This window comes from Thermoanaerobacterium butyriciformans, assembly GCF_017874545.1.
Taxonomy (GTDB): Bacteria; Bacillota; Thermoanaerobacteria; order Thermoanaerobacterales; family Thermoanaerobacteraceae; genus Thermoanaerobacterium; species Thermoanaerobacterium butyriciformans.
The window spans coordinates 31931-48637 of record NZ_JAGGLT010000001.1 but is presented as its reverse complement, the minus strand read 5'-3'; the positions used below and the strand labels follow the sequence as shown (position 1 = coordinate 48637).

At 44.1% G+C, this 16707-nt stretch carries 20 protein-coding genes; all 20 read right to left on the bottom strand.

Annotation, left to right across the window (positions count from 1 at the left end; genetic code table 11):
- Window positions 1-3: 3 nt before the first annotated feature.
- The 20 genes from J2Z80_RS00240 to J2Z80_RS00145 all read right to left on the bottom strand — a co-directional run bounded on the left by J2Z80_RS00240 (window position 4) and on the right by J2Z80_RS00145 (window position 16642).
- Window positions 4-903 (bottom strand): amidoligase family protein, encoded by a 900-nt coding sequence (locus J2Z80_RS00240; protein ID WP_101303092.1) that lies wholly within the window; start codon window positions 901-903, stop codon window positions 4-6.
- Window positions 904-1044: 141 nt separating this feature from the next.
- Entirely contained in the window at window positions 1045-1275 is a 231-nt protein-coding gene (locus tag J2Z80_RS00235; RefSeq protein WP_013782362.1) for a DUF4314 domain-containing protein, read from the bottom strand.
- Entirely contained in the window at window positions 1272-1607 is a 336-nt protein-coding gene (locus J2Z80_RS00230) for a DUF6329 domain-containing protein (RefSeq protein ID WP_023062550.1), read from the bottom strand. Before J2Z80_RS00230 ends, J2Z80_RS00235 begins: the two co-directional genes overlap by 4 nt.
- Complete coding sequence (locus J2Z80_RS00225) at window positions 1600-2292, bottom strand: virulence-like protein (protein ID WP_023062551.1); 693 nt, start codon at window positions 2290-2292, stop codon at window positions 1600-1602. The genes J2Z80_RS00230 and J2Z80_RS00225 overlap by 8 nt, the downstream gene beginning before the upstream one ends.
- Before the next feature lie 116 nt (window positions 2293-2408).
- Window positions 2409-3662: a site-specific DNA-methyltransferase gene (locus tag J2Z80_RS00220; protein WP_209452578.1), complete on the bottom strand. Its 1254-nt coding sequence runs from the start codon at window positions 3660-3662 to the stop codon at window positions 2409-2411.
- A 5-nt stretch (window positions 3663-3667) separates the two neighbouring features.
- Window positions 3668-4966 carry a site-specific DNA-methyltransferase gene (locus J2Z80_RS00215; RefSeq protein WP_209452577.1) on the bottom strand — a complete coding sequence of 433 codons (1299 nt, stop codon included), beginning with the start codon at window positions 4964-4966 and terminating at the stop codon, window positions 3668-3670.
- Window positions 4967-5122: 156 nt separating this feature from the next.
- Window positions 5123-5674, bottom strand: a complete 552-nt coding sequence (locus tag J2Z80_RS00210; protein ID WP_003515999.1) for a P27 family phage terminase small subunit — start codon at window positions 5672-5674, stop codon at window positions 5123-5125.
- 223 nt (window positions 5675-5897) lie between these two features.
- On the bottom strand, window positions 5898-6257 hold the full coding sequence (locus J2Z80_RS00205; RefSeq protein ID WP_209452576.1) for an HNH endonuclease: 360 nt from the start codon (window positions 6255-6257) through the stop codon (window positions 5898-5900).
- 134 nt (window positions 6258-6391) lie between these two features.
- A complete protein-coding gene (locus J2Z80_RS00200) occupies window positions 6392-6622 on the bottom strand; it encodes a hypothetical protein (protein WP_209452575.1) in 231 nt (76 codons plus the stop codon).
- Between the two features lie 126 nt (window positions 6623-6748).
- Window positions 6749-7225: a hypothetical protein gene (locus J2Z80_RS00195; RefSeq protein ID WP_245301049.1), complete on the bottom strand. Its 477-nt coding sequence runs from the start codon at window positions 7223-7225 to the stop codon at window positions 6749-6751.
- Between the two features lie 69 nt (window positions 7226-7294).
- Window positions 7295-7597, bottom strand: coding sequence for a VRR-NUC domain-containing protein (locus J2Z80_RS00190; RefSeq protein ID WP_209452574.1), 303 nt, complete (start codon window positions 7595-7597; stop codon window positions 7295-7297).
- Between the two features lie 304 nt (window positions 7598-7901).
- Window positions 7902-10457, bottom strand: a complete 2556-nt coding sequence (locus J2Z80_RS00185; protein ID WP_209452573.1) for a phage NrS-1 polymerase family protein — start codon at window positions 10455-10457, stop codon at window positions 7902-7904.
- Window positions 10454-10777 carry a DUF7768 domain-containing protein gene (locus tag J2Z80_RS15345; RefSeq protein ID WP_489884376.1) on the bottom strand — a complete coding sequence of 108 codons (324 nt, stop codon included), beginning with the start codon at window positions 10775-10777 and terminating at the stop codon, window positions 10454-10456. The genes J2Z80_RS00185 and J2Z80_RS15345 overlap by 4 nt, the downstream gene beginning before the upstream one ends.
- 117 nt (window positions 10778-10894) lie before the next feature.
- Window positions 10895-11692 carry a phage antirepressor gene (locus J2Z80_RS00175; RefSeq protein ID WP_209452571.1) on the bottom strand — a complete coding sequence of 266 codons (798 nt, stop codon included), beginning with the start codon at window positions 11690-11692 and terminating at the stop codon, window positions 10895-10897.
- Window positions 11693-11696: 4 nt separating this feature from the next.
- Window positions 11697-13619, bottom strand: a complete 1923-nt coding sequence (locus J2Z80_RS00170; protein ID WP_209452570.1) for a bifunctional 3'-5' exonuclease/DNA polymerase — start codon at window positions 13617-13619, stop codon at window positions 11697-11699.
- A 57-nt stretch (window positions 13620-13676) separates the two neighbouring features.
- Window positions 13677-14429 carry a hypothetical protein gene (locus tag J2Z80_RS00165; protein WP_209452569.1) on the bottom strand — a complete coding sequence of 251 codons (753 nt, stop codon included), beginning with the start codon at window positions 14427-14429 and terminating at the stop codon, window positions 13677-13679.
- 121 nt (window positions 14430-14550) lie between these two features.
- On the bottom strand, window positions 14551-14967 hold the full coding sequence (locus tag J2Z80_RS00160) for a gp33 family protein (protein WP_200773642.1): 417 nt from the start codon (window positions 14965-14967) through the stop codon (window positions 14551-14553).
- Window positions 14957-16315: a DEAD/DEAH box helicase gene (locus J2Z80_RS00155; protein WP_209452568.1), complete on the bottom strand. Its 1359-nt coding sequence runs from the start codon at window positions 16313-16315 to the stop codon at window positions 14957-14959. The genes J2Z80_RS00160 and J2Z80_RS00155 overlap by 11 nt, the downstream gene beginning before the upstream one ends.
- Window positions 16282-16449 carry a hypothetical protein gene (locus tag J2Z80_RS15340; protein WP_209452567.1) on the bottom strand — a complete coding sequence of 56 codons (168 nt, stop codon included), beginning with the start codon at window positions 16447-16449 and terminating at the stop codon, window positions 16282-16284. Before J2Z80_RS15340 ends, J2Z80_RS00155 begins: the two co-directional genes overlap by 34 nt.
- Entirely contained in the window at window positions 16439-16642 is a 204-nt protein-coding gene (locus J2Z80_RS00145; protein WP_028306835.1) for a hypothetical protein, read from the bottom strand. Before J2Z80_RS00145 ends, J2Z80_RS15340 begins: the two co-directional genes overlap by 11 nt.
- Window positions 16643-16707 lie beyond the last annotated feature (65 nt).

Here is a 16707-nt window from a genome sequence, read left to right as displayed (position 1 = left end):
TATCTATGCTGCCCGAAACCGCCATGCAGCGTTACCATCAAGGTGTTTGCAAAGATGCTCCCGGCAGTTTTTGAACTCATCACCAATAAGTCCTATGCGGTTGAGATATGTCCGCATGGCAAACTTCTCATTTTCAACCTGTGGTTTCTTGCTGGAAGCGCATTTTTGCGTTAACGCCTGATGGTTTAACGCAAGGGCAAGCACTATGTAGCTTCTAATTTTTCCCGCATGAAGTTCGCTGTTAAAGCCTCGAAGCTCAATTGTCCCATTGCCATTAAAAAAGCTGTGCAGGTTCAAAAAGTGGTATCTGCTATTATGGTAATGGGTGCTTCGGCTTTCGCTGTAACCTTCGTACCAGATGCTCTCAATCGCCGCCATGGTTTTGGGCTTACGCCGATTCATCTTCTCAACCAGTGCCGCATCCATCTTTTTACAAAACCGCATCCTGTCCGGCTCAATCTGCAATGCTTTATAGAAAAGGTCATTCTTGCTGGCGATAATGTTGATAAAATTACGGATGCTTCGCGGTGAGTGGTCTGCACCGTCTATATGGATATGAATTCCACAGCTTGTGTTTGCAAAACCTCCAGCCTTGCGAAGCCTCCTTATCAATTCCTGCAGGGTTTCAATGTCTTCGCGGTATGTCAGTATCGGGCTTACCAACTCGACGCTATATTCCCGGCCAGCCGCCACAATCCTGCCGTTTTCCTTTTTCTGAGTCCGGATGCTCCCGTCGCTCATGAATTTCCATATCCGTCCATCCGGTGCAATAACCTTTTGGGTATCGTAATAATCTCCGCTGGATTCAACCCTCCCTCCAAGAAAAGCTGCTGCAGTTTTTGCCGCTTGTTTTCTTGTCATCCCCGTCAATTCTACCTCGATTCCAAATCTCGTTGTTAGCATTGCGCTTTCTCCTCGCTTTCTCTGTGTTTTTTGCCCTTTGGCAGTGTACATTAGGCCATTGAAAACACAGGATAGCAAGGCAATTCTGCGTGAGTTTCCACTGGATTTTGAACAATTTTACACATCTTGAATTGTGTACATTTACAGCTTTCTGATCACATCTATACCATAGGCTACACCCAAAGAAGAACCGCAGTCCCAGTTGATATGAACAGTTCCGATATCATCCACGAAAGATACTGTTCCTTGGTCTCCCGGTTTCAGCTTAGAATACGGATCATCCATGCAGATAAGCTCAACACGTGTTCCCGGCGGATACTGCTCTTTAATGCGAAGGACTGTTTCTTTTGAAGGGAAGCCTCTTGCACTCATAGTTCGTCCTCCTCTCCAGGATAATATGCGGCATACTTTGGGTAATCTCTACCATCCGGCATTACCAACACTCCATCAGACCGTCCCCGCTGCTTAACCAGCAGGCAACGCCACACTCCATCCTCATTAACATGACAAAGCCCTTTATTTTCCTCAATGAAAATGCGATCAACACATAGGTCGGCAACGAAGTTATCATAATCAATCTTTGATAGCTCGATAGTTTTTACAACTACAAATCGTTTCCTCGTCTCATACCGATGCGGCACTTTTAAATCCTCTATTCTAAACGGATGCTTGACAAAGAAGGCGGTGCTATGAAAATCATTCATTTTCGTCCACCGCCTTTGCTCTGCCTTTCCGATACGCCCCGTTACCGGACAGCCTTGAAAGCAACACCTTGCGTTCAGTTTTGAAGTTATCACCTATAAACCCCAACCTAAGCAGGAAACATCGAAAAGCATATTTTTCATTATCTGTTGGTTTTTCTTTTCGTAGTACTCGCTTCTGTAATTTTGCCTGTTCTGCCATCTGCTTTGCCAGCGTTATATAGGTCTGCACTTCATCAGCATTTAAAGTCGCGTTCCAGAAAGGGAAGGAAATCTCATCATTTTCAGCTAAGACTGCAAGTTCCCCCTCAATCAACATCGCCTTCTTTATCAATGTCTCTTTGCTGGCCAGCATATTATTTAGGTTTTCAAGGCTAATCGCGCTAAAACCCTCCAACGAAAGAGTAATTGTCATGGTCCCCTCTGCTGAAAAGCCCTCCACATTCAACGTGTCAATAACTGAACGGATGGTTTTTATTTCATTGAGACTGATTTTCGGTGAGTGAACCACACTGTCCCTGTCAATCGTCCAACTGCCAGCAGATTTTTCGTCTTTAATCTCATACAAAAACTCCGGTGCTCCGGCATAGCGCACCTGGCCTTCAAGGGCTTCAGCTATGACCGAGGCAATGGCTTTTCTCTCCTGACCGACAATCTTCTGTGAAAAGCGAAAGCTGTTATTGCTCATGCCATACACCTCCCCTCAAATAAGCTAAAACATTTTTGATTCCCATAAAAAATCCCACCTTTCCTTTTTGGTGGGGTACATTAACGCTCTGTTTTGAGGGGAAAGCAAGGACATTTTTAATCAATCTGTGTTTCCGCGTAAGGTATTTTTTCACTACCTGTTACCAAGAATACTGAATCTGTGCCAAATTGTGAAACATAGCGCTTTACAATCACATCGCAGTATTTCGAGTCAAGCTCCATCATAAAACAAACCCGCCCGGTCTGCTGTGCCGCAATCATTGTCGTACCAGAACCACCGAACAGGTCAAGAGTTAAATCTCCAATATGGGAACTATTGAGCATTGCCTTTGCTACAAGCGATACCGGCTTCATGGTAGGGTGCTCCTCCGATACTTTAGGACGGGGTATCTCCCAAACATCTGACTGTTTACGGTCTTTAAGCGGGCAAAGGCGTGTTCCTTCAAGCCAACCATACCAGATCGGCTCGTACTGGGTATGATAGTCCTTTCTTGATAGTACCAAGCTGTCTTTTTTCCATATAATTGTGCTCGACCAGTGATACCCTGCCTCCCGCATGACGTTCATCAAACTGCCCCATTCCTGAGCACTCATTACCACATAGGTCATGCATCCGGCTTCAGAAACCTCTTTCATGCATTTAAAAGCGCGCAATAAAAAAGCACCGAATTCTTCGGTGCTCATATTGTCATTTAGAATTTGTCTTGGCTTCCAGCTTGGATGCCTGGTATCTGAACCGTAATCAACATTCCAGGGTGGGTCGGTGAAAACAAATCTCGCCTTTTGTCCGTTCATCAGCTTTTGCACATCTGAAAGCATGGTGCTATCACCGCACATCAGACGGTGGCTGCCAAGTACCCATATGTCGCCCTTTTTGGTAACCGGAATTTTAATCTCTGCAATTGCCTTTTCTGTATCGAAATTATCCTCTTTGACATTAGCGATTGTTTTATCACGGAACAACTCATCAATTTCCGCAGCATCAAACCCGGTAAGAGAAACATCAAAGCCATCTTCATTTAAATCCATAAGCAGATCAGTCAAAAGCGGAATATCAAACTCACCACTGATTTTATTCAGCGCGACATTGAGCGCCTTTTCCCGCTGTTCATCCAAATCAACTACAACACAGTCGATCTCCTTATACCCCAAAGCTGTAAGTACTTTATAACGCTGATGTCCGCCGACAATATTCCCGGTGCGTTTATTCCATATGACCGGCTCTACATATCCAAACTCTTCAATAGACCGACGTAATTTTTCATATTCAGGGTCACCAGGCTTTAAATCTTTCCGCGGATTATATTTAGAAGGTTTTAGTTTTTCTGCTGGTATTTTCAGTATATCCATAAATCTTAACCCTCCAATTTTATGGCTTTTTCACCGGTGAATTCCTCCCAGCGCTTAACAGCTAAATCACAGTAAACAGGGGATAACTCCATTGCGTAGCATTTACGCTCGGTCTGTTCAGCCGCAATTATAGTAGTTCCGCTACCAGAGAACGGCTCAAGCACAATACCGCCTTTGTCGCTGTGCATTTTGATGCACCGCCATGGAAGCTCCACAGGGAACATTGCAGGATGCTCCTTGTTTGCCCGTACAGTGGTCATCTCCCATATCCCAGCATAGCCCCATTTCTTGCGTTCTTCCTTTGTAAGCCGTTTCACAAATTTATAACTGTGTCCCGCAAAGGCTGAAAGCCATACATATTCCTGATCGTTATATTCCTCAACTTCTCCTTTATTGCTGAAGGCTGAAATATACTCATACTGCTGAACCGGCTTGTTTGAAACAAGATGATAAGGTCCTACACCGAAATTTTGCCCTTGTTTCTTCCAAATGCGGATCCAGATAGGGCGGTAACCGTTGTCCAAGAACATATTCACGCTGTAAACACTGGTGGTTTCAATAAACTGAGAGCCGGTGGCATAGAGATCACCTAAGTTCCAGCAGACAATATCTGCATACCTGCACAGGTTTCTAATCACTGGGCGTACTGTCTCGAACCATGGTTCAATCCCAGCCTTTTCATATTCTTTGCCTACCCCATATGGAGGGGAAGTTACTGCCATCTGTGCGTGACACCCTTCCATCAACTTCTCAAAATCCTCATCCTTAGTAGAGTCGCCGCACATCAAGCGATGATTCCCGAGAAGCCAGATATCGCCCCGCTTCGTTACAGGCTCGCGCTGCACAATTTCCTCATGCGCTTTATCTATGTCAAAGCTGTCTTGTATCGCCTCTTTGGAGTACCATCGGTTAAGCAGTTCGTCTATTTCAGAAGCGTCAAACCCTGTAAGTGAAACATCAAATGCACCTGCGTCCAACTCGGCCATCAGTTCAGCCAGTTTATTCTCGTCCCACTCTCCCTGAATCTTATTAAGAGCAAGATTAAGCGCTTTTTCCCTCTGCGGGTCAAGATCTACAACGACGCAATCTATCTCTGTCTGTCCCAAGTCCAGCAAAACCTTTAAGCGTTGATGCCCGCCTACCACATTACCTGTTTTTTGGTTCCAGATAACAGGCTCCACATAGCCAAATTCCTCTATTGACCGTTTTAGCTTTTCATATTCCTTATCGCCAGGTTTTAAATCCTTGCGCGGGTTGTATGCTGCTGGATTAAGTTTTTCAACAGATATTTTTTGTATGTTCATGCTGCATTCTCCTGTTCAATATTTTCTTAAGACCCTTTTTTGCGCCCTCACAATCTCCGTTTATTACTTGTCCCCGCAGAGTCTTAAACTGCTGCTTCGTTAAATGGTCTTTATATTTTCTTAGTTCCCTAAGAAAGATTGAATTTGTTTTATGCATCAGCCACCCCTCCTGGCTGTCAGTAGTTTTTCCATAACATCATCGTGAGGAGTAGCCCCCTTGTATTCGGTAGCACAGTTTTCCCGCACGACTTGATAAATTTGATACCACAGGTTATTGGCCTGTTTCATAAAGCTTTGACTCATAGCCACATAAGGTGACGGGATGGCATTGCCAGTTGTCGGATGCTTAGCAAGAAAGCCAAATTCAGTGATACATTCCTCACACTGGATCCACCGCGCCACACTCTGGGCATATTGCTCTATAAGCTGCGCAGGGATAAGGTGAACACACCTGCGTTCCTTAAGCCACTGCCATGTTTTTTCGTATATTTCCACCGCCAGTGTTGTTTTTCCGTTCTTCTGCTTTGCAGCAAGATAATCCCTCGGTGGCGGCATGCTCTCTCCTTCTAGTTCCGCAGCATCCGTAAACTCCATTACCATGAGCTTTCGTCTGCCGGGGTTTCCTTCCAAAATCTTATCCGCCAGAGGTTTTTTCTTCTGTCCTGCACCAATACGTGCCCCGCCGCGGTTGGTACCGTCCTTTGCCATACACATCACCTCGATTCCTGTAATTAATTGGGGCCCCCCGCAAAGCCGCAGGCTTTGCGGGGAGAGGAGGAGCAACGGAGCAGGCGAGCTTTTGACGCTGGCGTCAAAACGAGCAAAGCGCAGTTTGCGACGACGAGGGATATACCCCGTTTGAAACTGCGATTTTTCGCGCGTGACCCCCCGCCCGTTGCACAAAACTGCTTCACCAGAGATTTTGACCCCCCTACCGTCTTGCCCATCGCTCTCCTTCGCGGGCAGTAATCGATGAGTGGCATTGTTTGCACAGGCTCATAAGGTTACTGTCTGCATTGGTTCCGCCTTTGGATAAAGGGATAATATGATGTACCTCTTCGGCTGGTGTTAGCCTTCCGTACTTTTGACACTCCTCGCAAAGCGGGTACTCTGATATATATCTGTCCCTGATGCGTTTCCATCTCCGGTCATAGCGTTTTCTTGTTTGGGGATCTCGTTCATATTTGTTGTAATAAGCATCCATTTGCCTTTGATGCGTGTCGCAGTACCTTCCGTCCGTCAGCTCAGGACAGCCGGGAAAGGAGCAAGGCCTTTTTGGCTTTCTTGGCATCTGGCCACCTCCTTTTCGGGTATTAAAAAAGCCCTCACAGGTTCATCCCATGAAGGCTTATCCATAACTTTTCACAATACCATTATATTTGGATTTATAATGAATTTCATCTCATAAAAATCTCATCTGGAATACTAAACAGCACAATTGCTTTTCACCCATGGCATCCTGCCGTTATAATACTTATCGGAGATATACCGCTGCATATCGGGTGGTAAAGCTGCAAGCAAAAGATAAGCTTTTTTTCTGTCTTCCTCTAAATCTTGGGTGCTCTTATAGAAGGAACATTTATCTTGCTGACACTTGTGTACAGTCAGGATATTGCAGCCATCCCTTCCGTTACTGCCAAAGCATTTATCAACCATCTTTCCTCACTCCTGTTTTATGGCATAAGAAAAAGCCCCGAAGGGCTTATACATTTTTATGTCATTTTTCCACAATACCATTATATATGGGATACCTGTGTTTTGCATCTCATAAAAATCTCATTACTACTTCCCATATAAAAGCAGTGCCAGATGATTAAGTGCCTTGTCTTTTCTGCGGTATACCTGTGCTCTTTCAAGAAACAGCTTCTCTCCGATGTTTGCTACGGCTTCTGTCTTGCTCACATCATTAACAAAAAATTCTGTCAGTATAAACTGTTCTTCCTCCGACAAGGCTTCCCAAGCAGGCTTGAACCACTCCATATATTCCAATGCCCGTCTGTAACGTTCTTTCAACACATCAATCTCGTCAAGGCAAGCAGCAAGGCGTTCTTCGCCACTTTTGGGATTATGTTTGCCCGGAACTCCGGTAATCTTTGCACTATGGGGGCTTGTCATACGGGTTTCAACTTCATATATATCCTCATCACTATGCTCAATAATGTACTGCATGCTGCTGTAATCTTTCAAAGCTTCAACAGCAGCCGCTTTTTTATCTAAATACTGCCATGCAATCAGCATATCGCACCTCCAAAAAATCAAGATAAAAACCTTGATCTTTGAAGCAGTGTGCTTTTTTGCATTGCTTTGCAGTGCTTGTTTCCTTGTTTGTTATTGCTTCGTTCCTTGCAGAAGGTCATGCTTTTCCAGAATAGCCTTCACCTCATCTACCGAATGGACAACCGCTGCCACACCTCCGGCACTGAGGATTTTCCTTATAGTTGCTTCCTGCAGTTTTGTTGTCTTTCCCGATGGGGTTTTTACTTCAAAAGCTATAAACCGCCCATTTACACAGGCAATAATGTCTGGTATCCCCGCTGTCCCGTACATACCACCATGTTCCTTCCAGCAAAAGCACCCCGGTACTGTCTTTAAGTACCGCAGGATTTTAGTCACAATACTTTTTTCGGACATACCTGCTCATCCTCCAAAATAATGTTACCTTTTTCCCTCTTGTTACCTCGGTATTTCTAAAAAGGTAACTTCTCAAACCCGCTTTACAAGCGCATTTGCGGATTTTGTTACCTTGTTACCTCTTTTTTGGGGTAGGTATAGACACAAATATTTATATTTTTTTATTTTTTATTTTTTAAAAAATAATTTCATCTCTCGCGCGTATATATAAAGTTGAGGTAACAAAGGTAACATCGGTAACAAGTGGCTATTCATCAGCGTTTCGGGTGTTACCTTTTTGTTACCTTGTTACCTTTTTTTGAGGTTAAAGAGGCTCAATATCTGTGATTTCAAAGCCGCTCACATCGCATCGCTCTTTCAGTATCGAGAAATCAAGAGCCCAGGCTTTTTTTGTTTCATTCCCGAAACGCATCGTTTTATTGCTCTCTATAAAAAAGTCACTTTGCCTCAATTGCTTCAGAAACTGGTTATATGGAAGACATTCACCAGTGATTGCATAATCGCGTCTGTACTTGGTATAGCGGTCATATACATCACAGAAACGAATCCCGATAACCTTGCCATCTTTATCAAAAGTGTAGTCTTGATTCGGAGCCAGTTTCATCCGGGCCATGATTTCCAGCGTCTGTTCTACAATAGTCTTGTTATTGCTGCCGCCATCCAGCAAATACTCCTGCACACCGTTTTGAAGATATCGAATACACGCCCCTTTGTTAATGGGAAACACTTCAGACCATGTAACATTAAGGAACTCACATAGTTTGTTTACTAGGCTCAGTCCGGCATAGCAACAGGCGAGATTATTGATGATACGAGATGGAAACTCATCAGATATCTCTGACTTTGCTTCCTCATACCACTTCTCTGCCTCAGCAACCGATACTCTGAGTGCTGTATCCAGCAGGCTCCGACCGAAGCTGCCAAGCAGGTCCGCTTTTGCACACAGCTTATAAAATGCTTGCCTGTGGCTGGCTGGTTTTAAGTCCTTCTTGCTGAAAAGCAATTCTATGCTCCGTTCCCTGATAGCCGCTTCATCCGGCGATTCCTCACCAGCTACAATAATAGGCGCCAACAGTTCATAAGTAACAGCACTTTGATCCGCCCTACCGCGGACACCTTCATGGCCGTCATATGCATCTCGAAGATGGTTGTATAAAGCATTTAGCCTTAACTTATCTATCTTTGAAGGCTTGAACTCATCCATCAACTGCGGTATCAGATTCGATGATGCAGATTCCTTCATCAGTGTAAATGCAGTAACCTGCGTAGCCGCACGGATTTTACTGCATGAAAATACCGGCAGAATAACCCGCTCCAATGTATTACTTTTTCCGCTGCCTTGTTCTCCGACAAGCAATAAATGAGGAAACTTGATACCTGATTTTTTTAGATGCGGTTTAATAAAGCATCCGGCCACCCAGGCCATCACTGATACCGTTTTTATGGGCTCGTTATAGCTGAGAAGCCATTCACCAAGCATAATAAGCTGTTCCTTTGTCAATGGTTCAAAGATTAGGATATCGGTTGTTATGCTTTTATACTTATCAAGCTGCACGATATCTTCAACCATGTTGCCTCCGGCTTCAATGGCACCATCCGTTGAAACATATACCATCCGCCCGCCATGCTCATAAATCCCAAGAGCCTTGACCCCTGTTTTCCTTACCCACTCCATTTCAGATATATAACCTTTCAGCAGTTCCAAATCTCCTTCTGAGCCAAAATAGCCTAAGGATATTGTCCGGCGGTTCAAGATATTTTTAAATTTTTGGATGTTATTGAAGTCGGTAGTCATAAATGTCTGGCGGTATATTTCATCACGAATTGTAATAAGGTCAGCAGTCATCTGCGTTTCATCTTCCGATACAATCATCTCCACCGGTTGAATGATAAAATTTGTTATAGGATACACACTTTCGCCTCTGGTGCGGTAATACCTGCCCTCATGTTCAAAGATAACTGACTCGCTTTCGCGGCTGTATACGTTCTCTGTAACTTCAATGGCCTTATCCAGTGTCTCCTGCCCATATGTTGCTCCACTTGCATGATGTACCGTATCCCACTTTTCCCGGAATAACCCGGAATTTCTAAACAGCCTGTCCATCTGCTCTTTGTTTTTGCCTGACCAGAAAGCTAGCATACAGCAAAGGGCAAGGTCGGCTTCGGACTGGCTCGGATACCCTGCTTCCTGCCATTTTCCTTCCCATAGCAGATTAAATTCCTTATGGTTTTCGGCTGTACGGGCTTTCTCCAGAATTTCTTCATCTGTAAGCGGCTCTAGCTTAAAATTTTTACGGTCTTTCTTGCTTTTTCCTCTCCATTTTTTACTTTTGATATAATTCTCATGTATCCAGGCCAGTGCCCCGTTATCTTCAGTAATGTAATCAGGGGTCCCTGGCAGTCGCTCGCCAGTCATTGTGAAGTATCTGCTGTGGGCATACATTTCAACGCCGGTTTTAGTGTTTTTATTGCCCTTAGCAGGCATCTCCCCTTTATAGAAAATATGAAGCCCAGTTCCTGAAGGGCTGATTTCCGTATAGGACGGAAACCGCTCAAGGATATCCTTGGCGGTATCGCTTAATTCCCCAGTGTTTTTGTCGCGGCAGTGATCTATGTCTATCCCTACTAAACCTCCGCTTTTTGCGAATACAAAACCTAATCCGGTATAGAGGTATTGTTCTTTTGCCGCAATCGCATCGTCAAGCGTCGACCAGTCGTTTGGGTTAGTGCTTGAGGCTTTTCTACCAGTTAAGGGATTATAAGGGATTTTACTGTCTCTTCCGTCCTTTGTGTTTGGTTCCAGACGCCAGCATATCCATTGCTTCCGGTTTGCCAATTCTTTAGGGAATGAGATTCTCACTTACACTGCACCTCCTCGCATCGTTCATTAAAATACCGAATCGGAATGCTGCGCTGCTTTGCCTTTTCAATCTCAATGGACATCCCTTTAGTAATTTTTCTGCCAAATACCCACACTTCTGAGCACTTTGACATCAATACCATGCCAAAGAACAATCCCAGATTTCGCATTTGTTCATCATCGTCATCCATAAACTGCGGAAACAAGAGGTGCGGAGCAATAGGTATGCAATTCCTGCTCACTGCAAATTGGCAGTACCCCTGAGTCTTACGGATATTACGTTCTATATCACCAGCATATGGGCTGCAGATAAATACCATCGGTCTGTAAGGCGCTTTCCTGGCCTCTCGCTCAATCCTAAGCAATGCTTCATAAGGTGTGGGGTCGTAATATCCTTCCGCGTTAAACTTGCTGATACTCATGGTATTACCCCCTGCCTATGTGCTTTTTTGTTCACGTTCGATTACAGGCAATATACCTTTCTTGTTTTTAAGAAGGTCATAGATAAATAGCCTTCCTTTTTGTGTCCAATATGTGTGCATTACGCTTCTTTCTGCATCAATAGCGTGGGTCTTGGACTGCGTGTATCCTTGATCGGCGTACTCCTGATATAAAAGCCAGCAGTTTCCCATTTTGTACTGTACTCCAAGCTCATGAAGCAGCTTATTGAAAGCGCGGCCAGACATTCCGTAATCCTTGGCAATCTTGCTGATCGGCACAAGGCTTTTATTTTGCAATATGAGATCATAATAGCTCGCCTTGGGCTTTAGCTCGCTGATAATCTGTTTATTCTTTGCATTTTCTATTTCTAAAGCTTTCCGTCTGTCGCGTTCTGCCTTCAGTTCAGAGAAAATCCTGATACCATACTCCGGATTAGAAATCATCTCTTCGATAACTTTATCTGTAGCATAAACTCCATATTTTCTGATCGTGGGCAGCACTTCATCAAAGACCCATCTCTCAAAGCGTTCGGCTGCAGGAAGTTGGGATTTAACTATCAGTCTGAACAAATCACCTTCAGGAATATAATTTATGTTGATGGTTTTTTCAGGATTTTGCGGATGAGGTACCTCACGTTTTGTTAGGTACTTACAATGATCTATTACTGCCTTGTGTGGGTTACTGTATCCCAGCATCCTTGCACAATCTGTTGCAGGGAAGTATTCCTTTCCATCAATAACGAGTACTTTAAGTTCGCCAAATTCTGTATTCTTAAAAACCTGTAAATTATTCATAATATCAATCCTCCATTTCTTTCATTTCTCCAAAATTTCTTCCTACCGAAGCCTCTGCCACAATAGGTACATCAAATTCAGGGAAGGGTTGTGTTTCCATACACTCTTTTATAAAAACAACTGCTTCGTCCGCCTTGTCTTCCGGTAATTCAAAAACCAGCTCGTCATGTATCTGCAGTATAGGTTTCAGCCAGAGCCTTTCGGGAAGTCCACTGATGATGCGCCCACAGGCAAGCTTTAGAATATCTGCCGCAGTACCTTGAATGGGTGTATTTAATGCGCACCGCTCGGCAAACGACTTCTTGCCCCAATCTGATGACCGAATTCCCAGCAGGTATCTTCGCCTGCCCAGCCATGTTTCTGAATAGCAGCTTACAGCAGCCCGCTTTTTTACCTCATCCTGCCATTTGGCAAGACCGGGGTATCCGGATTTCAAGTTTTGAATGATGGTCTCACATTCGGACAAAGTTGGGTTCAGCCCAGCTTTAAATTTAAGTGTTCTCTGTAAGCCAGTAGGAAACAGGCCATAGAACACACCGAAATTGCAGTTCTTTGCAATGGTCCTACGCTCTTTATAATGTGGAGCATTTTTGTCTGCTGCCTCCTCAAAAGGAATGCGGTAAATAATAGAAGTGGTCTGAGCATGGATATCACCGCCAGTACGATAGGTTTCCAGCATACGTTTGTCCCTGCAATAAAATGCTCCGACGCGCAGTTCTATCTGTGAAAAGTCAAGAGATAAAAGAACCTTTCCGGCTGGCGAAATGATAAATTTCCGTACGCCTATTGGGTCATTGTCTTTCTGCGGACAATTCTGCATATTCGGGTTTCTTGACGCAAATCTGCCTGTCTCTGTCCCCAGTGGCATAAGGTCCGGATGAATCCTGCCGGTATCCTCATCAATAAATCGAAGATACCCGTCTATATAGGTGGATTTGAGTTTTCCCCACTTGCGGTATTCCTGCACCAGTTCAAATAAGCGAGCAAGTTCAGGCCTGTTGGATTCACACCATTCTTTTAATAGGATCATGGTTTCATCATCGGCAGCTTCCTGATGTTTTGCGGTCGTTTTCATTACCGGAAGACCGAGATCCACAAAAAGATATTTTTTAAATGCTGAAGTTGAAGCATTTGCCCCAATCTCTACATTGCCGATAATTCCGGCAATCTCTTTTCTGATACTGACAATCTTTTCTGTGGCTTCCGCTTGTTTCTTCAGCATGGCTGACTTATCCACCAATATGCCGTTATACTTCATTATCCCGACATATACTGATGTAGGCGATTCTACCTCTTCCACAATAGTTCTGTGTTTGGGTAAAAATCTATCAAACCACTGATTGAAAACATGATACAAGCGAAGAGTGTAGTCGCTGTCAGCACAAGCGTAGCGGACAGTCTTCTCATCCTGAGGGTTCAATTTATCGAAAAACCGACCTTCAGTAACCGTTGAGAATTCTGTCATTTCTGCTTTGCAGAGTGCAGGCGCAAGCGTTTTAAGTCCGCTGTCAGCAAGACTTCTGAACTCCCACTTGCTTTTTAATGTAAGTTGTGATGCTGCAATCGTGTCATAGCAAGGCTTTTGAAGGACGATACCTCTTGCGTAAAGGAACATAGACTCAAAAGCCAGATTATGAGCAACTTTTATTACATCTTTTGATTCGAATAGTAATTTCAGATAATCCCATATTGCCGCCTGGTTCTCTGCATTTCGCCCGCTACGATGTTTAAGTGGAACATATATAGCAGTCCCTTCTGATACTGAAAAACTGATCCCTGTAATATCTGCTTTATGAGCATCCAGAGCTGCACTTTTATCGTTCCTCCATTTATCGCAAGGCGAGGTTTCAAAATCGAAAGCAAATAAACCAGTGTTTTTCAGATACTCTTTTATTTCAGGCAGCATATAAACACATTTGTATCCCATGCGGTTCTCCTTTCCGCCCTATCGGAGATGGAAGTTACTCTCCGATAGGGCCTTTGATCACTTAAGCGGCTCAGTAATTTCACCTGATTCAGGGTCTACATTTATTACCTCTTCACCGGCAGGTTCAGTGTCATGGCCGACTCGGGTACTGAATACTTTGACCTGCTCGGAGAGCTTGGATATCAACGCATATTCGTCAGCGGTCAGATCCCGATCTACAGCAAACTGAGCCTGTGAATAGGTGATACCGCTTGAATTGGTCGCCTTTTTCAATGAAAAGCGGGTAACTACGCTGTTCGATTTTTTACCTTTAGAAAGCAGCCTTTTGATGTAGCGGGAAAACTCTTTCAACGATCCTGTTGGCAATGAGAGTATCAACGGGAAAATCTCCCCTTCACGCAGTACATATATCCTGCGGCGGTTCTTGCAAGCTTTGCTGCCGTTTTCCCCCGAACCGAACTGATTATATGGGCATTTGGCACAGCTTCCTCCGGGGTCTCCTTCGCCGGTTATACCATCAAAGCTTCCGCAATCCGGTGGGTTACTGCCTCCGGTATACTTGTCCTTGTAGTATGCATAAAGTGGATGATGATAAAGAATTACCGCTGAGAATTCCTTGACAGTATCAGGTTCTCCGGGATTTTCCCCGGGTACTTCGAATACTGTGCTGCCTGCGGACGGGATTTTTATGCGTTCAAAAGTCATGTCAAGACCGTCAAGTTCTGATGCCATTGCCTCGTCAAGATTGAAATCAGCGAGCTGAAGAAAACCTGTATTTTCGTTAATAGTTACGAGTTCATTGTTTTTCATGCTTTTATACCTCCGTAAATATGAATTTGAAATGTAATCTATATCATTGTTCTTTGAAGCATTGTTCTTCGAACAGTTATTCCTTGAACATTGATATTGGAGCATTGCTTTCTGAAGCTATTTACCTTGCTGCTTTCCGCACAGTTACTGTTGTCTTTTCGAAGACATTCACAAGGCCTTTCAGCCAGTCCGGAAGCTCGTCCCCATTCTCCGCAATCTGTTCTTTAACAAATGCTGACAGGGAATTTGCATTGACTGTTTCATAGATGAGTTCTCCAAAGCCTTTACTGCGTAGTGCGTCAAACAGTTCCTCCTTCATGCCTGCGGCAGCACTGGCTCTTGTTGTCGTTGAAAGGCAGAACATTGTTCCTGCTCTTGTGAAGTTTTGCGTCTCACTGCTGATCATCAGCTCAGACAGGCGGTATTCAACATCGTCAATCTCTGCATTAATGCTTTTTAGTTCCTCTTCCGCGGCCTTTTTTGCATCGCGAAGCTCCTTAAGACGGTCAGCAAGTTCAAACATCGCATTATTGCTCACAGCTTTCACCTCCCTCTGGGGCAAAAGGATTTGCTCCTTTGCGGTAGTCGTCTATCAGCATTTTTGCAAGATCTGCCTTATTGCGCAGAGCAGTCAGGATTTTTGAGTCTACAGTACCCTTGGCGATAAGGTAGATATATGTGCAACCGTTCTTTTGTCCAACTCTATGGATGCGGGCTTTTGTCTGTTCGAAATTCGACATGGAATAATCAAGTGAGTAAAATACCATTGTGCTTGCAGCGGTTAGTGTAATACCGAGTCCAGCAGTTGCAATCTGGCCTACGAACACCATGCAGTCGGGATCACATTGAAACCGGTTTACTTGCCCTTGGCGATCCTTTGTTGCCCCATAAATACACGCATAACCGATGTTCTTCTTCTCCAGCAACCTGCATATGGCATGAATTTCAGGGATAAACCTTGCTATAACAACCAGCTTATGTCCTTCTTGAATACTGCTTTCAAGGATATCTTCAAGAGCTTTCAACTTGGCATCACTGACTTGCTCGATTTTCCCACCGTCATCGCTTCCGATGAAGCCGCCGGTTAATTGCGAAAGACGAAGCAAGCGTGTCAGTATGTTTGTAGCTGTTACTTCTCCTGCTGACAGCTCAGTATAGCTTTGTTTGACAAGCTCTTTATATTTCTTTAAAGTGACAGGCTCAAGCTCAATATGGCGAATAATATCGGTGGTTTCCGGCAAATCCAGGCACTCCGCTTTGGTCGCCCGGAATGCAATGCTGTGGATCCTTTTCATCAAATCCTGTTCCATTGATTTTTTCAGCACTGGTGTATGGTTGCCATAGCCGACCATGTTGAAATACCGGTTTCGGAATGCATAAAAGCTGTTGCCAAAGATGCGTGGATCGAGAAATTTATACTGGCTGAATACATCTATGGCTTTGTTGGTTATAACCGTTCCTGTCAGTAGGAGCCGATACCGTGCAAGCAAGCCCAATCGGTGCATTGCTTTTGAAACCGCTGTATTATGAGTTTTAATTTTATGTCCTTCATCGGCGATGATAATGTCAGGATGCCAATTTGCCAGTTCCTTTTCCATTCTCCATGCAGATTCGTAGTTGACTACCACTACATGGACACCTTCGCCAGTTAAAAATCTTAGTTGTTGGATTTTCTTTTGAATCGTGCCATTAAGGACTATAAGCTGATATGGATAATCTGCGAACCGTTTAAACTCATCTTGCCACACTCCAAGTATGGAAAGCGGAGCAACAATCAGCACACGTTTTATTCTTCCTGCAGCAAGCAATGCGCCTATAATGGCGATTGAGACAAGCGTTTTTCCGGTGCCGGTCAACCCATTTCCATCAGGAGCGCTGCACCCCATCCGGAAATGGCAGGAACACCACCACCCTTCAAAAGCCCAAATAGACTACAGATGAAATTGAAAGCACGAATCTGATGCTTATATGGTCTGCCCTTTATGGGCATTGGAATAATTTCTTCGCGTTTAGAATGCATCAAGATCATCTACCTCCGAAACTTCGCGGATATCGACAGACTTTACACTGTTACCAGGAACAATAATCGTTACTCTCTGTTTTCTCCCCAGCAGATATTGCAAAAACCTTTCTCGTAGAGTGACATTGCGACATTTCACAATACCTAAATCTCTGTCATTATCCGAGATATTGATTTTGAGTTTGTGTTTCATATGCTCTTTTCACCTCATCTTTCTTAGGACTGATGTTTTGGCCCTCACTGTTAGGCCACGAAAAC

Coding starts and splice junctions, on each gene's coding strand:
- J2Z80_RS00240 (WP_101303092.1), bottom strand. CDS start 903: ATGCTAACAACGAGATTTGGAATCGAGGTAGAATTGACGGGGATGACA.
- J2Z80_RS00165 (WP_209452569.1), bottom strand. CDS start 14,429: ATGAAAAACAATGAACTCGTAACTATTAACGAAAATACAGGTTTTCTT.
- J2Z80_RS00235 (WP_013782362.1), bottom strand. CDS start 1,275: ATGAGTGCAAGAGGCTTCCCTTCAAAAGAAACAGTCCTTCGCATTAAA.
- J2Z80_RS00210 (WP_003515999.1), bottom strand. CDS start 5,674: ATGGCAAAGGACGGTACCAACCGCGGCGGGGCACGTATTGGTGCAGGA.
- J2Z80_RS00145 (WP_028306835.1), bottom strand. CDS start 16,642: ATGAAACACAAACTCAAAATCAATATCTCGGATAATGACAGAGATTTA.
- J2Z80_RS00155 (WP_209452568.1), bottom strand. CDS start 16,315: ATGGGGTGCAGCGCTCCTGATGGAAATGGGTTGACCGGCACCGGAAAA.
- J2Z80_RS00205 (WP_209452576.1), bottom strand. CDS start 6,257: ATGCCAAGAAAGCCAAAAAGGCCTTGCTCCTTTCCCGGCTGTCCTGAG.
- J2Z80_RS00225 (WP_023062551.1), bottom strand. CDS start 2,292: ATGAGCAATAACAGCTTTCGCTTTTCACAGAAGATTGTCGGTCAGGAG.
- J2Z80_RS00230 (WP_023062550.1), bottom strand. CDS start 1,607: ATGAATGATTTTCATAGCACCGCCTTCTTTGTCAAGCATCCGTTTAGA.
- J2Z80_RS15345 (WP_489884376.1), bottom strand. CDS start 10,777: ATGGTATTTATCTGCAGCCCATATGCTGGTGATATAGAACGTAATATC.
- J2Z80_RS00190 (WP_209452574.1), bottom strand. CDS start 7,597: ATGTCCGAAAAAAGTATTGTGACTAAAATCCTGCGGTACTTAAAGACA.
- J2Z80_RS00220 (WP_209452578.1), bottom strand. CDS start 3,662: ATGGATATACTGAAAATACCAGCAGAAAAACTAAAACCTTCTAAATAT.
- J2Z80_RS00170 (WP_209452570.1), bottom strand. CDS start 13,619: ATGGGATACAAATGTGTTTATATGCTGCCTGAAATAAAAGAGTATCTG.
- J2Z80_RS15340 (WP_209452567.1), bottom strand. CDS start 16,449: ATGCATTCTAAACGCGAAGAAATTATTCCAATGCCCATAAAGGGCAGA.
- J2Z80_RS00215 (WP_209452577.1), bottom strand. CDS start 4,966: ATGAACATACAAAAAATATCTGTTGAAAAACTTAATCCAGCAGCATAC.
- J2Z80_RS00175 (WP_209452571.1), bottom strand. CDS start 11,692: ATGAATAATTTACAGGTTTTTAAGAATACAGAATTTGGCGAACTTAAA.
- J2Z80_RS00200 (WP_209452575.1), bottom strand. CDS start 6,622: ATGGTTGATAAATGCTTTGGCAGTAACGGAAGGGATGGCTGCAATATC.